This window comes from Lentzea sp. NPDC051208, assembly GCF_040682435.1.
Classification (GTDB): domain Bacteria; phylum Actinomycetota; class Actinomycetes; order Mycobacteriales; family Pseudonocardiaceae; genus Lentzea; species Lentzea kristufekii.
On the sequence record NZ_JBFBAW010000011.1, the window covers coordinates 33,632 to 46,956 of the forward strand.

At 70.0% G+C, this 13,325-nt stretch carries 16 protein-coding genes; 13 read left to right on the forward strand and 3 right to left on the reverse strand.

The window, feature by feature from the left end; all coding sequences use genetic code 11:
• Positions 1 to 77: 77 nt before the first annotated feature.
• The 5 genes from AB0M48_RS25955 (at position 78) to priA (ending at position 4,586) form a co-directional block, all read left to right on the forward strand.
• Positions 78 to 851, forward strand: a complete 774-nt coding sequence (locus tag AB0M48_RS25955) for a hypothetical protein (RefSeq protein WP_363846651.1) — start codon at positions 78 to 80, stop codon at positions 849 to 851.
• 8 nt (positions 852 to 859) lie between these two features.
• Entirely contained in the window at positions 860 to 1,672 is an 813-nt protein-coding gene (locus AB0M48_RS25960; protein WP_363846654.1) for a hypothetical protein, read from the forward strand.
• 10 nt (positions 1,673 to 1,682) lie between these two features.
• Positions 1,683 to 2,318 carry an imidazole glycerol phosphate synthase subunit HisH gene (gene hisH, locus AB0M48_RS25965; protein WP_363846656.1) on the forward strand — a complete coding sequence of 212 codons (636 nt, stop codon included), beginning with the start codon at positions 1,683 to 1,685 and terminating at the stop codon, positions 2,316 to 2,318.
• A 103-nt stretch (positions 2,319 to 2,421) separates the two neighbouring features.
• Positions 2,422 to 3,858, forward strand: a complete 1,437-nt coding sequence (locus AB0M48_RS25970; protein WP_363846658.1) for a hypothetical protein — start codon at positions 2,422 to 2,424, stop codon at positions 3,856 to 3,858.
• A complete protein-coding gene (gene priA / locus AB0M48_RS25975) occupies positions 3,855 to 4,586 on the forward strand; it encodes a bifunctional 1-(5-phosphoribosyl)-5-((5-phosphoribosylamino)methylideneamino)imidazole-4-carboxamide isomerase/phosphoribosylanthranilate isomerase PriA (RefSeq protein WP_363846661.1) in 732 nt (243 codons plus the stop codon). The genes AB0M48_RS25970 and priA overlap by 4 nt, the downstream gene beginning before the upstream one ends.
• Here the strand turns inward: priA and AB0M48_RS25980 are convergent.
• On the reverse strand, positions 4,552 to 5,253 hold the full coding sequence (locus tag AB0M48_RS25980; RefSeq protein ID WP_363846663.1) for a Clp protease N-terminal domain-containing protein: 702 nt from the start codon (positions 5,251 to 5,253) through the stop codon (positions 4,552 to 4,554). The two genes, priA and AB0M48_RS25980, sit on opposite strands and share 35 nt — an antisense overlap.
• Before the next feature lie 379 nt (positions 5,254 to 5,632).
• Positions 5,633 to 6,013, reverse strand: coding sequence for a PPOX class F420-dependent oxidoreductase (locus AB0M48_RS25985; RefSeq protein ID WP_363846665.1), 381 nt, complete (start codon positions 6,011 to 6,013; stop codon positions 5,633 to 5,635).
• A 45-nt stretch (positions 6,014 to 6,058) separates the two neighbouring features.
• Between AB0M48_RS25985 and hisF the strand changes: the two genes are divergently transcribed.
• Genes hisF through hisI form a run of 3 tightly spaced genes read left to right on the forward strand, consistent with a single transcriptional unit; the run spans position 6,059 to position 7,520 of the window.
• A complete protein-coding gene (hisF, locus tag AB0M48_RS25990; protein ID WP_363846667.1) occupies positions 6,059 to 6,817 on the forward strand; it encodes an imidazole glycerol phosphate synthase subunit HisF in 759 nt (252 codons plus the stop codon).
• Complete coding sequence (locus AB0M48_RS25995; protein ID WP_363846669.1) at positions 6,814 to 7,173, forward strand: hypothetical protein; 360 nt, start codon at positions 6,814 to 6,816, stop codon at positions 7,171 to 7,173. The genes hisF and AB0M48_RS25995 overlap by 4 nt, the downstream gene beginning before the upstream one ends.
• Entirely contained in the window at positions 7,170 to 7,520 is a 351-nt protein-coding gene (gene hisI / locus AB0M48_RS26000; RefSeq protein ID WP_363846672.1) for a phosphoribosyl-AMP cyclohydrolase, read from the forward strand. Before AB0M48_RS25995 ends, hisI begins: the two co-directional genes overlap by 4 nt.
• Before the next feature lie 4 nt (positions 7,521 to 7,524).
• Here the strand turns inward: hisI and AB0M48_RS26005 are convergent, their stop codons facing one another.
• Positions 7,525 to 8,136, reverse strand: coding sequence for a TetR family transcriptional regulator (locus AB0M48_RS26005; RefSeq protein WP_363846674.1), 612 nt, complete (start codon positions 8,134 to 8,136; stop codon positions 7,525 to 7,527).
• Positions 8,137 to 8,174: 38 nt separating this feature from the next.
• On the opposite strand from AB0M48_RS26005, the gene AB0M48_RS26010 reads away from it, so the two are divergent.
• From AB0M48_RS26010 to trpA, 5 genes are all read left to right on the forward strand, one after another.
• Positions 8,175 to 9,713 (forward strand): anthranilate synthase component I, encoded by a 1,539-nt coding sequence (locus tag AB0M48_RS26010; RefSeq protein WP_363846676.1) that lies wholly within the window; start codon positions 8,175 to 8,177, stop codon positions 9,711 to 9,713.
• On the forward strand, positions 9,703 to 10,104 hold the full coding sequence (locus AB0M48_RS26015; protein WP_363846678.1) for a hypothetical protein: 402 nt from the start codon (positions 9,703 to 9,705) through the stop codon (positions 10,102 to 10,104). The genes AB0M48_RS26010 and AB0M48_RS26015 overlap by 11 nt, the downstream gene beginning before the upstream one ends.
• A gap of 132 nt (positions 10,105 to 10,236) precedes the next feature.
• On the forward strand, positions 10,237 to 11,046 hold the full coding sequence (trpC, locus tag AB0M48_RS26020) for an indole-3-glycerol phosphate synthase TrpC (RefSeq protein WP_363846680.1): 810 nt from the start codon (positions 10,237 to 10,239) through the stop codon (positions 11,044 to 11,046).
• Between the two features lie 35 nt (positions 11,047 to 11,081).
• On the forward strand, positions 11,082 to 12,302 hold the full coding sequence (gene trpB, locus AB0M48_RS26025; RefSeq protein WP_319982197.1) for a tryptophan synthase subunit beta: 1,221 nt from the start codon (positions 11,082 to 11,084) through the stop codon (positions 12,300 to 12,302).
• On the forward strand, positions 12,299 to 13,090 hold the full coding sequence (gene trpA, locus AB0M48_RS26030) for a tryptophan synthase subunit alpha (protein ID WP_363847145.1): 792 nt from the start codon (positions 12,299 to 12,301) through the stop codon (positions 13,088 to 13,090). The genes trpB and trpA overlap by 4 nt, the downstream gene beginning before the upstream one ends.
• Positions 13,091 to 13,325: the final 235 nt, after the last annotated feature.

The following is a 13,325-nucleotide window of genomic DNA, read 5'->3' on the forward strand; positions in this document are numbered from 1 at the left end:
GGGGATGACTGGACCGGCGCGCCTTCTCGCGCCGTTTAGAGGTGAGGCGGTGTGCACGGTCAGGCAAAATCCTGACCGTGCACACCCCACGCGTGGTCATCTGGACCACCTCAGATCTGGAGACGACGCGGGCGGAGCTGGCCCGGCGCCCGACCCGCCCGCGGTTGCTGGTGCCCGTCGCGCACGGCACGTTCGTGCTCGGCCCGCACCCGTACACGTCCGAGTCGCTGATCGACGGCCTGCGCGTGGTGAAGGGCCGGCGGATCGGTCTGATGTGGACGGAGTCCACGGCGTGGCTCGTCTACTTCGACGGGGTGATCCGCGGCTGGCGGTTCGGGCCGGACGACTACTTCGAGCCGGAGCCGCCGAAACGACTGCCGGAAGGGCTCAGCTGGCTCAACGAGGCCGCTGAAGCTGTGCGGCACCACGGCGTGCTCGACGGCGTCAGCGCGTTGAGAATCGCATTGGAGGCCGCTGGGTTCTTCCTGGACGCCGCCGCGTTGGTCAGGATCGACGGCGGTGAGGTCGACGAAGCCGTGCCGCACCACGAGAAGAAGTGGTGGGAAGGGCTGGCCGGTGAACGTCAGGCGATGTCGGACCAGCCGTGGGTCAACCCGCTCCTGTCACTCGTCTGCACGGTCCTGCTGACCGCTTTCGTCTCCTTTCTCCTGACGGCGGCGGAAGTCCGGGTTCTGATCGCGGCTCCGCTGCACCTCCTGATGGCGGCGCTGCTGGTGCTGCAGACGTGGATCAACGTGGTGGTGTGGAGTCGCGGCCGGCGCGTCGACGCGTTCCCGGTTCGCGACGTTCTTGGCATGTCCGCATGGGCGCGCGAGGCAGACCAGGAATGATGTTGAACGTGAGAATGCTGATCTGGACCCCGTTGAACGCCGCCGAGCTGCAGAAGTCCATGCACAGCGGCAACGCGGGCCCCGCGGCGCTGGTTCCGGTGCAGTCCGGCACGGTGCTGCTGCCTCCGCCCGGCACCAAGCTCAGCGAGGCTGCGTACATGACGAACAGGGTGCGCAAGCTCGGGCGCGGCGCCGCCCTGGCCGTGTGGAACGACGAGGCCGCGTTGCTCTACATGTTCACCACGTCGCTCGGCCGCGCCTCGATGTGGGGATCGCGCGAGGCGGTGCTGCGGCTGTCCGCGCAGGCCAAGCAGTCGGGGCCGGTCGGCCAGTCGTTCGACCGCGCCACCGCGGGCATGGTCGACCTGCGCGAGAAGGAGAAGTGGCAGCTCGACGCCATCGACAAGCTCACCGCGCTGTACCCGGCGGCCAGCCGCAAGGGCACGCTCGAACGCATCCGCGACTTCGGGAACGGCCGTGCGGCGATCCCGGACTTCTTCCGCGAGGCGGGGCTGCACGAGGTCGCCCAGGTCGCCGAACTCACCGAGCAGGGCAGGGCGGACGGCGTGCTGCGGACGCTCGAACCGCCGCGCGCGCAGCTGTGGCCGCTCTGGCTGATCTTCCCGCTCATCGTGTTGTCGGCGGCGGTGACGGTGATGTTCGACATCCCGGCGGTCGTGTACTACCTCGTCGTCGTGCTGCTCCTCGCGGTGCTGGCCGGGCTGCTGGTCGCGCTCAGGCGCCGACTCGTGCGCACGAAACCGATCAACACCGTGTTGCCGGTCATACCGGTCACGCAGGGTGCCATCCCGACCGACTAACCTGGTGGGCGTGGCACGTGTCGTCGTACTTGACTATGGATCCGGCAACCTGCGCTCCGCCGAGCGCGCGCTTCAGCGGGTCGGCGCCCATGTCGAGGTGACGTCGGACCCTCGAGCCGTCCGTGAGGCGGACGGACTGGTCGTGCCCGGCGTCGGTGCTTACGCCGCGTGCATGGAGGGTCTCAACTCGGTGCGGGGCGCCCGGCTCATCGGCGAGCGCCTCGCCGGCGGCCGTCCGGTGCTCGGCATCTGCGTCGGCATGCAGATCCTCTTCGAGCGCGGGATCGAGCACGGCGTGCTGACCGAGGGCTGCGGTGAGTGGCCCGGCACCGTCGAGCGGCTCGAAGCGCCGATCGTGCCGCACATGGGCTGGAACACCGTGCGCGCGCCCGAGGAGTCGAAGCTCTTCGCGGGCCTCGACAAGGACACGCGGTTCTACTTCGTGCACTCCTACGGCGTGCGCCGCTGGGAGCTGGAGCCGGCCGAGCACCTCAAGCCACCGCTGGTGACGTGGGCGGACCACGCCGGGGACGAGTTCGTCGCGGCGGTCGAGAACGGCCCGTTGTGGGCCACGCAGTTCCACCCGGAGAAGTCCGGCGATGCCGGAGCGCACCTGCTGCGGAACTGGTTGACTACCTTGTCGTGATCACACGACTGCTGACGGTGGCCGCGCTCGTGGTCGCCGGCGTCGCCGTGCCTGGGGCGCGCAGGCCGCATCGGCACCGTTCCACGACGACTTCGACGGTGCCGTGGCCGCGGATCCCACCTACGGCCTGAATGACAACCTCAAGCAGCGCCAGGGGACCGGCGCCGTCACGTACAGCCGGGTGTCGGGCAGGTGGAACACCGATGACGTGCCACGCCCGTGGTACGCGCAGGTCAACCACCCGAACCACCGCGGCAGGCTGTCGATGCACCTCGGCACGACGGCCGTGCGGCTCGACGCGCCGTCCACCGGCTCCTGGATCTCGGCGACGCTGACGCCGGTGGCGGGTGACCGCACGTCCGGCGACTGGTCCTCGATCGCGCTGGGACGTTCGGCGAACAGCCGGGGCTACGTGTCCGATCAGGACATCGACCTCGGCTTCCTGGTGCGCGCCAACGGGGGCGTGCAGGTCTTCCAGGCCGGCAGGCCCGTCGCGGACCTGCCGTCGTTCGCCCCGGCCAAGGACGACGGCTCGTTCGACGTGACGCTGACGCCGGCCGGAGCGAAGCTCGACCTCTCGGTCAACGGCACGAGCAGGACGATCGACCTGGGCACGGCGGTGCCGACCGACCGGCTGTGGATCTACCTCGGCCGCTACTCCGACAACGGCAAAACCGTCAGCTTCGTCGACGACTTGCGCGTGGAGCGGATGAACTCCGACGACCTGCGCAAGCTTCCTGGGTCCCAGCTGCGCTACTACGGCTACTTCGGGGCGCGGCTCAACGCCGCCGGTGGCAACCACCTGCCCGAGGTGCGCGGCCGCAGCAACCTGAACTGGGTGCAGATCAGCGACGTCGACGCCTACCGGCCCGAGGTGCTGCGGGACTGCGCTCCCGCGGGGTGCGTCGTCCACACGGGCAACGAGTGCTTCGACTGCGACGCGGCCCGGTGCCCGCTGCACCCGAAGGCCGCCGACCGCTGGCAGGCCTTCGCCTCGAAGGTGCGGCCGTACCTCGACCGCGTGGCCGGGTTCATGCTGCAGGACGAACCGTTCCACCACGGTGCGAGCTTCGCCGACGTCGAGTTCTCCGCTCAGCGGATCAAGGACACCTTCCCGGACAAGAAGGTCATGCTGATCGAGGCGGGCGTCGAGGTCGACGACACCTTCACCGTGCCCGCCGCCGTCGACTGGGTCGGCTTCGACGAGTACTGCTCCGGGTACGAGGCGCTGGACGCGCGGATGACCGAGCTGGCGGAGCGCGCGCCGGGCAAGGAGCTGTTCCTGTTCCCCGAGGCCGCACCGCAGCCGGGGTGCGCGGACAAGACCGACGCGGACCTCGAAAGCACGCAGTACCTGTACATGGCGCTGGCGCGGCAGCACCCCGCGTTCGTCGGGATCATGGTCTTCGGGCCGTGGACGGGCGTCGGACCCGCCGCGACGGGCCCGGGCACGCCGGTCCCGTCGAAGTTCCCGCGGGCCACCGAAGCCCAGGAGCGCGTGGCCGCCCTCGTGCTCGGGGACGCTAGGCTGCCCAGGTGACGTTCACACTCCTCCCCGCTGTTGACGTGGCCGACGGTCGTGCCGTCCGGCTCGTGCAGGGCGAAGCCGGTACCGAGACGAACTACGGTGAGCCGCTCGACGCGGCCCTGCAGTGGCAGCGCGACGGGGCGGAGTGGATCCATCTCGTCGACCTCGACGCGGCGTTCGGCCGCGGCTCCAACCGCGAGCTGCTCGCCCGCGTCGTCGGCGAGCTGGACGTGAAGGTGGCGCTCTCCGGCGGCATCCGCGACGACGCGTCGCTGGAGGCAGCCCTGGCCACCGGCTGCGCCCGCGTGAACCTGGGCACGGCCGCGCTGGAAGACCCGGCGTGGTGCGCGAAGGTCCTGGCCGCGTACGGCGAGAAGATCGCGGTGGGCCTCGACGTCCGCATCACCGAGCAGGGCCACCGGGTCAAGGGCCGCGGCTGGACGTCGGACGGTGGCGACCTCTGGGAGGTCCTCGACCGGCTCGACCGCGACGGCTGCACGCGTTACGTGGTCACCGACGTGTCGAAGGACGGCACGCTGACGGGCCCGAACCTGGAGCTGCTGAGCGAGGTCTGCGCCCGCACCGACGCCCCGGTGATCGCGTCCGGCGGCGTGTCCACTGTGGACGACCTGGTCGCGCTCTCGAAGCTGTCGCGCGACGGCGTGGAGGGCTCGATCATCGGCAAGGCCCTGTACGCCGGCGCTTTCACGCTCCCGGAAGCACTCGCTGCGGTCCGTTGACCACGGCTTCCACGTGAGCGGCCGCGGCCGCGTGCGTCACACCTGTGGTGTGCAGCACGTCGGCCGCGGTCCCCTCGGCCTCCAGCAGCACGCCGAGCAGGATGTGCTCGGTGCCGATGAACATGTGCCCCATCCGGAGCGCCTCGCGCACGGCCAGTTCCAGGGCCTTCTTGCAGTGCGTCGTGTACGGCTGCTTCTCCGGCCGCTGCTTGGCCTCTGAGTCGAGCCGGTTGAGGGTCGCGATGCGCGTGCTGCCGTCGCCCGACTCCAGCTTCGCGATGGTCTTGGCCGCGAGTCCGGCCGACTCGTCGAGCAGCCCGAGCAGCAGATGCTCGGTGCCGATCCGCTCGCTGAACCGCGCGTGGTGCCTCGCCAGCGCGATGACCCTTCTCGATCGCTGCGTGTAGCGCTCCGTGCTCGGCTTGCTGAGCTCCGGCGACTCCCTGGGCACGAACCGCTTCTGCGCGGCCTGCTTCGTGACGCCCAGGCTCTCGCCGATCTCGGCCCAGCTCGCCCCGCCGCGCCGCGCCTCGTCCACGAAGTGGCCGATCAGGTGGTCGCCGAGTTCGCTGAGCTGACCACTCATCTCGACGGCCTTGGCCAGGCGCAGGAGAGTGTCGTCGGCCTCTTGAGCGACCGTGACGATGAGGTCGGTCAACTGGATCATCCGTCAACTCTAGGTTGACGCCGAGTCGCCGGTCAACCTCGGGTTGACGCTCGACCTCGGCTCAATCTTGACGGGTCCGGTCCACGTTGAGTCAACATCGACGGGTGAAAGCGACGTTGATCCGTCCCGTCGACATGCACAAGAGACAACGTTGTCATCAGTGTGGACAGCGTAAACTGTGCATTGATTTCGAGCTTGGTCGATGTTGATCGGCCGCAATCAATGTCGAGTCAACGTGGAACGGCGTGGTCGATGTGGACGGGGCGCCGTCAGCGTGGACCGGCGTTGTCGACGCGGACTGAGGTCGTCAACATTGATCAACCGGATCAACGTTGAGTCGACATTGATCGGCCTGTGTCGAGCGCCGGACGTCGACCAGTCAGCTCGCCGCCGTGATGCGGATGCCCACCGACCCGGTCCGCCCACGCCGCAGCTTGCTGCCGAACACCGTGAACCACCCGAACAGCCCGTACTTCTTCGTGATCCGCGACCGCACGACGTCACTCGCGTCGTCGTCGAGCAACGTCGCGTGCGCCTTGACCGACTCGCCCTTCGGGTTGCCGCGGACGTCGCACGGCCCGATCTCCACGTCGCCGCTGCGGCGGATCCGCTTGACCTTGCCGGTGTCCCGCGCGCTCCAGGCGTAGACGACGTCGTCGCTCTCGCCCGTCACGACCCAGACCGGAGTGGGCACCGGGGTGCCGTCCTTGCGGAACGTCGTCAGCAGCAGGTACTTGCCCTCGCCCAACTCGGTGATCATGGCGCCGCAGCGTAGTCCTCATGCCTGCCTTGTAGGCTTTCGCGCATGTCAGTCGCGGTCCGTGTCATCCCCTGTCTCGACGTCGACCGGGGCCGGGTGGTGAAGGGCGTCAACTTCACGAACCTCGTCGACGCGGGCGATCCCGTCGAGCTCGCCAGGGCGTACGACGCCGAGGGCGCGGACGAGCTGACTTTCCTCGACGTGACGGCCAGCAGCGGCGACCGGGAGACGACGTTCGACGTGGTCCGCCGCACGGCCGAGCAGGTGTTCATCCCCCTCACGGTCGGCGGCGGCGTGCGCAGTCCCGAGGACGTCAACAAGCTGCTCCGCGCCGGCGCGGACAAGGTCAGCCTCAACACCGCCGCCATCGCGCGCCCCGAACTGCTCAAGGAGTGCTCGGAGCGGTACGGCGCGCAGTGCATCGTGCTGTCGGTCGACGCGCGGCGAGTGCCCGGCGGCACCGGCTTCGAGGTCACCACGCACGGCGGCCGCACCGGCACCGGCATCGACGCGATCGCCTGGGCCGTGAAGGGCCAGGAGCTGGGCGTCGGCGAGATCCTGCTGAACTCGATGGACGCCGACGGCACCAAGGCCGGGTTCGACCTGGAGCTCCTCGAACTGGTGCGCCGCGAGGTCGACGTCCCGCTGATCGCGAGCGGCGGCGCGGGCGCGATCGAGCACTTCCCGCCGGCCGTCGCCGCGGGCGCCGACGCCGTGCTCGCCGCGAGCGTCTTCCACTTCGGCCAGCTCCGCATCGGCGAGGTCAAGGACGGCCTGCGCCAGGCGGGCGTCGTGGTGCGATGAGACCCGTCGAGGTGCGGGTCGCCTCGGCGGTCGCTTTCGGTGGCGCACTGGTGTTCTTCGTGATCGGCTTGGTCCTGTGGCGCTCGACCGGCGACCCGGACGTGCTGAAGCTCCCGTCGTTCATCGCGATCCTCGAACTGCCCGTCGCGGCGGCGCTGCTCCTCAGGCTCCGGTTCATGCACTACCCGGCGATGATCGTGTTCATCCTCGTCGCCCTGCTGCACCTCGTCATCGTGCTGGCCGAGGGACCGGCGTGGGCCCGCGTCGCGTCCGGAGTGCTGTCCGCTGTGCACATCTACGGAGTGGTCCTGCTCAACACCGGACCGGCTCGTGAACACCTGGGAGGTCCCCGTTGAGCAGCCCGCTCGATCCCGCCGTGTCCCAACGGCTCAAGCGCACCCCGGACGGCCTGGTGTGCGCGGTCGCCCAGCAGCGCGGCACCGGTGAGGTGCTCATGGTGGCGTGGATGGACGACGAGGCGCTGCACCGCACCCTCACCACCCGCCGCGCGACGTACTACTCGCGCAGCCGCCAGCAGCTGTGGGTGAAGGGCGAGACCTCCGGCCACACCCAGTACGTGCACGAGGTCAGGCTCGACTGCGACGGCGACACGGTGCTGCTGACCGTCGACCAGGTCGGCGCCGCCTGCCACACGGGCGACCGCACGTGCTTCGACGCCACGGTGCTGCTCGCCGACGCGTGAACGGTCAGTCCAGGTCGCCGGTCAGGTAGCGCTGGAGGTTCGGGCCGACGGTCCTGACCACGGTCTCCGCGTCGGTCGACGCCAGCGGCTCGAACTGCACGACGTACCGGACGATGCCGAGCCCGACCATCTGGGTCGCGCAGAGCGTGGCCCGCAGTTCGTGTTGTTCGGCGCCGATCTCGGCGAGCACGTTCTTGAAGATCGCGTTGATGAGGAACGACTTCAGCGCGTTCGCCACCTCCGGCTGGCTGGTGACGCTGCGGATCAGGGCCGCGAACGTGCCGCCGCCGGTCGCGTCCCACACCGTCACGAAGGTGCGGACGATGCGTTCGCCCGCCTCTTCTAGCGGGCCGTCGAGGACGCGCTTGAGGATCTCGGCCGGGTCGAACGGGAGCTGCAGCACCGATTGTGCGAACAGGCCTTCCTTGCCGCCGAACCAGTGGTTGACCATCGCGGCGTCCACGCCCGCCTTGGCGGCGATCGCGCGTACCGTGGCGCCGTCGTAGCCCTTCTCGACGAAGACCTCGCGGGCCGCTGCGACGAGCGCGGCCTTGGTGTCCTCGCCCGCGGCGCGGCGGCCTCGGCGTTTCTGGTTGACTTGCTCCACGTGGGCCATAGTTCAACAGATGTTGAATTTATGCAACAATTGTCGGCATGGTGAGCGTCATCGGGGCTGTGGCCGCCGCTGGTCTGGGGACCGTGAGTCCCACGCGTGAGGAGTTCCGCGAGCTGGCGGTGAATCGCCGGGTCATCCCGGTGGTCCGCAAGCTGCTCGCGGACGCGGAGACCCCGGTCGGCCTGTACCGCAAGCTCGGGGCCGATCAGGCCGGCACGTTCCTCTTCGAGTCGGCGGAGAACGGGCGCTCCTGGTCGCGCTGGTCGTTCATCGGCGTGCGGTCGACGGCGGCGCTCACGGCGACGGGCGGCGAGGCCTTCTGGACGGGCACGCGGCCCGTCGGCCTGCCCGACGGCGGCGACCCGCTGCAGGCGTTGCGCGAGACCATCGAGGTGCTGCGCACGGACCCGTTGCCCGGCATGCCCCCGCTGACCGGCGGCATGGTCGGCTACATCGGCTACGACGCGGTGCGGCGGCTGGAGCGGCTGCCCGTCATCGCCGAGGACGACCTGAAGATCCCCGAGCTGGTCATGCTGCTGGCGACCGACCTCGCCGCGCTCGACCACCACGAGGGCACCGTCACGCTCATCGCGAACGCGATCAACTGGGACGACTCGGCCGAGCGGGTCGACGCCGCGTACGACGACGCGGTGCGCCGCCTCGACGAGATGACGACGGCGCTGCACACGCCCGCGCCGCCGACGGCCGCCGTGTTCTCGCGGCCCAAGCCGGAGTTCCGGCGCCGGCGCTCGCAGGCCGAGCACTTCGCGGCCGTCGAGAAGGCCAAGGAGGCCATCCGCGCGGGCGAGGCGTTCCAGATCGTCGTGTCGCAGCGGTTCGAGATCGACACGGACGCCGACGCGCTCGACATCTACCGGGTGCTGCGCGCGACGAACCCCAGCCCGTACATGTACCTGCTGCGCCTCGACGGGTTCGACATCGTCGGGTCCAGCCCGGAGTCGCTGGTCACGGTGCGCGACGGCAAGGCGACCACACACCCCATCGCGGGCACCCGCTGGCGCAGCGAGGACCCCGAGGAAGACGCCCTGCTGGAGAAGGACCTCCTCGCGGACCACAAGGAACGCGCCGAGCACCTGATGCTCGTCGACCTCGGCCGCAACGACCTGGGACGCGTCTGCAAGCCGGGTTCGGTGCACGTCGTCGACTTCTTCAAGGTCGAGCGGTACAGCCACGTCATGCACATCGTGTCGACCGTGACCGGTGAACTGGCCGAGGGCAAGACGGCCTACGACGCCGTCGCCGCCTGCTTCCCGGCCGGCACGCTGTCCGGTGCGCCCAAGCCGCGCGCGATGGAGCTCATCGAGGAACTGGAGCCCACGCGCCGCGGCCTCTACGGCGGTGTCGTCGGCTACTTCGACTTCGCCGGGGACGCGGACACCGCCATCGCCATCCGCACCGCCCTGGTGCGCGACGGGGTGGCGTACGTGCAGGCCGGTGGCGGCATCGTGGCCGACTCGGACCCGCTGGCCGAGGACAACGAGTGCCTGAACAAGGCGGGCGCGGTGCTGGCCGCGATCGCCACCGCGCAGACGATGGCGCCGGCAGTTGAAAGCTAGCTCGCCGCTGTGGATCGCCGCGCTCCTGCTGGTGGGCGCGGCGGGTGCCTTCTGGGGTGCCGGTTCGGTGCCGGTCGCGTTGCTGTGCCTCGCGGCCGTCGCGGCGGTCGTCGCGCTGAGCGGGGTGACGCGCAGGGTCCTCGGCGCGTTGCTGATCGTCGTCGGCATCGCCGGGGCGTTCTCCGGCCACTGGCTGGCGATCGCCGGAGGCGTGCTCGTGGTGGCCTCCGGCGCGCTTCAGGTGGTGCTCGGCGCCCGGATGCCGAAGGTCGGGGTGGGCGGGCAGAAGACCCGCGCGCACGACCCCGAGACGGACATGTGGCGCGCGCTGGAGCGCGGGGACGATCCGACTGACGACAGGACCCCTGGCGGGACGACCTCGAACGAGTGAAGATCATTCATCGACGTTCGTGCATGTGACACGTGTACGGCCTCGGTTAGCTGCGGGGACACTTGAACCCCGGTGGCTGGGGCGTTACTCCGGCGGGGTTAGCATCCCCCTAGCGGGAAGGGGAACAACACTGTGACGGTTCTCGAGTCGATCCTCGAAGGTGTGCGTGAGGATCTCGCCGCTCGCGAGGCCAAGTTGCCCTTCGACGTCGTGAAGGAGCGGTCGGCCAAGGCCGCCCCGCCGCTCGACGTGCTGTCGGTGCTGCGCGGGCCGAACGTGGGTGTCATCGCCGAGGTCAAGCGCCGCAGCCCCTCCAAGGGCGCGCTGGCGGAGATCCCGGAACCGGCCGAGCTCGCGTCCGCGTACGAGGCGGGCGGCGCGTCGGTGATCAGCGTGCTGACCGAGCAGCGCCGCTTCGGCGGGTCGCTGGCGGACTTCGACGCGGTGCGCCGGGCGGTGAAGATCCCGCTGCTGCGCAAGGACTTCATCGTGTCGCCGTACCAGGTGCACGAGGCGCGCATGCACGGCGCGGACGTGGTGCTGCTGATCGTGGCCGCGCTGGAGCAGAACGCGCTCGTGTCGCTGCTCGACCGGGTCGAGTCGCTCGGCATGACGGCGCTCGTCGAGGTGCACACGGCCGAAGAGGCCGACCGCGCGCTGGAGGCGGGTTCGTCGGTCATCGGAGTGAACGCGCGCAACCTTCACACGCTGGAGGTCGACAAAGACGTTTTCGGCAGGATCGCTCCGGGGCTACCCTCGGAGACGATCAAGATCGCCGAGTCGGGCGTGACCGGGCCCGGCGACCTGATGTCGTACGCCGGCGCGGGTGCCGACGCGGTGCTCGTCGGCGAAAGCCTGGTGACCAGCGGAGACCCCAAGGCCGCCGTGAACAAGCTCGTGACCGCGGGCTCACACCCCGCGTGCCCCCGGCCCAGCCGGTAGGGCACGGTTGATCCAAGCGCCAGAGGAGCTACCCGATGGGCCAGTTCACGCCCACACCGCATGATCCCGACGCACGTGGCCACTTCGGCCCGTGGGGCGGCCGGTTCGTCCCGGAGGCCCTGATCGCCGCGGTGGACGAGTTGGCCGCCGAGTACGACAAGGCGCGGCTCGACCCGGAGTTCGTGAACGAGTTCAAGCGCCTCCTGCGGGACTTCGCGGGCCGTCCGTCGCTGCTGACCGAGGCCCCCAAGTTCGCGGAGCACGCCGGTACGCGGGTGTGGCTCAAGCGTGAGGACCTCAACCACACGGGTTCACACAAGATCAACAACGTGCTCGGCCAGGCGTTGCTGACCAAGCGCATGGGCAAGCAGCGCGTGATCGCGGAGACCGGCGCCGGCCAGCACGGCGTGGCGACGGCGACCGCGTGCGCGCTCCTCGGCCTCGACTGCGTCGTCTACATGGGCGAGGTCGACACCGAGCGCCAGGCGTTGAACGTCGCCCGCATGCGCCTGCTGGGCGCCGAGGTCATCCCGGTGAAGTCCGGGTCGCGCACCCTGAAGGACGCGATCAACGAGGCGTTGCGCGACTGGGTCACCAACGTCGACGACACGCACTACCTGCTCGGCACCGCCGCCGGCCCGCACCCGTTCCCGCTGCTGGTCCGCGACTTCCACCGGATCATCGGCATCGAGGCGCGCGAGCAGATCCTCGAGAAGGCCGGTCGGCTGCCCGACGCCGTCGTCGCCTGTGTCGGTGGCGGCTCGAACGCGATCGGCATCTTCCACGGCTTCATCGACGACGCGGACGTCCGCCTGGTCGGTGTCGAGCCCGGTGGTTCCGGCCTCGACAGCGGCAGCCACGGCGCCACGCTGACGGCGGGCACGCCCGGTTCCCTGCACGGCGCGATGTCGTACGTCATGCAGGACGCGGACGGCCAGATCACCGAGGCGCACTCGATCTCCGCCGGTCTCGACTACCCCGGCGTGGGTCCCGAGCACTCGCACCTGAAGGACATCGGCCGCGCCGAGTACTTCCCGGTCACCGACGCCGAGGCCATGGAGGCGTTCGCCCTGCTCTCGCGCACCGAGGGCATCATCCCGGCGATCGAGTCCTCGCACGCGCTCGCGGGCGCGCTGAAGCTCGGGCCGTCGCTCGGGCCGGACGGACTCCTGGTCGTGAACCTCTCCGGCCGCGGTGACAAGGACATGGACACGGCCGTGAAGTACTTCGGCCTCGCTGACGGGGGACAGGCCTGATGTCGTTGACCGACGTGTTTTCGGCCGCGCGGGCCGAGTCGCGTGCCGCGCTGATCGGCTACCTGCCGGCGGGCTTCCCCACGATCGAGGGTTCCAAGGACCACCTCCGTTCGATGATCGAGTCTGGGTGTGACCTGGTCGAGGTCGGCCTGCCGTTCTCCGACCCGGTGATGGACGGCCCGACGATCCAGGCCGCCGCCGAGCAGGCGCTGGCCGCGGGTTTCCGCGTGCGGGACCTGTTCGACGTGGTGGCCGCCGTGTCCGACGCCGGTGGGCGTGCGGTCGTGATGACGTACTGGAACCCGGTGCTGCGTTATGGCGTCGACGCGTTCGCGCGCGACCTCGCCGCCGCCGGTGGGCTCGGCATCATCACGCCCGACCTCGTGCCGGACGAGGCCGAGGACTGGATGGCCGCATCCGAGGCACATGGCCTCGACCGGACGTTCCTGGTGGCGCCGTCGTCGACCGAGGAGCGCATCGCGATGACCGCGCGTGCCTCGTCCGGTTTCCTCTACGCCACCGCGGTCATGGGCGTCACGGGCGCCCGTGACGTCGTGTCGTCCGCTGCTCCCGCGCTGGTCGCGCGGGTTCGTGAGCACACCACGCTGCCCATCGGTGTCGGGCTGGGTGTGCGCTCCGGTGCGCAGGCCGCCGAGATCGCCGGGTTCGCGGACGGCGTCATCGTCGGGTCGGCGTTCGTGTCGGCCGCGGGCGAGGGCGACGCCGCGGTGCGCGCGCTGGCTGCTGACCTCGCCAAGGGTGTGCGATCGGCTGTCGCTGCCGTCTGAACCTCCTCTGTTCGGTGGAACCGCTCGGCCTGATAGCCGGGCGGTTTTGCTTTGCGCTGCTTGAGAAGCCGCCTCTGCAGCGACGGCCTCACTTCTTGGTTGCCGGGTGGCGCGGACTTGCTTGAACGGGTTGGACACTGTGCTCGCCATCGAGTGGTTGCCGGGATGGCGGCTGTGAAGTTGTCGGGAGCCTTGCCTCCTTTCGGAGCCGTTGACGTTCCACCAAGAGCATGAC

Coding starts and splice junctions, on each gene's coding strand:
- AB0M48_RS25980 (WP_363846663.1), bottom strand. CDS start 5,253: ATGATCCAGTTGACCGACCTCATCGTCACGGTCGCTCAAGAGGCCGAC.
- AB0M48_RS25985 (WP_363846665.1), bottom strand. CDS start 6,013: ATGATCACCGAGTTGGGCGAGGGCAAGTACCTGCTGCTGACGACGTTC.
- hisF (WP_363846667.1), top strand. CDS start 6,059: ATGTCAGTCGCGGTCCGTGTCATCCCCTGTCTCGACGTCGACCGGGGC.
- AB0M48_RS25995 (WP_363846669.1), top strand. CDS start 6,814: ATGAGACCCGTCGAGGTGCGGGTCGCCTCGGCGGTCGCTTTCGGTGGC.
- AB0M48_RS26005 (WP_363846674.1), bottom strand. CDS start 8,136: ATGGCCCACGTGGAGCAAGTCAACCAGAAACGCCGAGGCCGCCGCGCC.
- AB0M48_RS26010 (WP_363846676.1), top strand. CDS start 8,175: ATGGTGAGCGTCATCGGGGCTGTGGCCGCCGCTGGTCTGGGGACCGTG.
- trpB (WP_319982197.1), top strand. CDS start 11,082: ATGGGCCAGTTCACGCCCACACCGCATGATCCCGACGCACGTGGCCAC.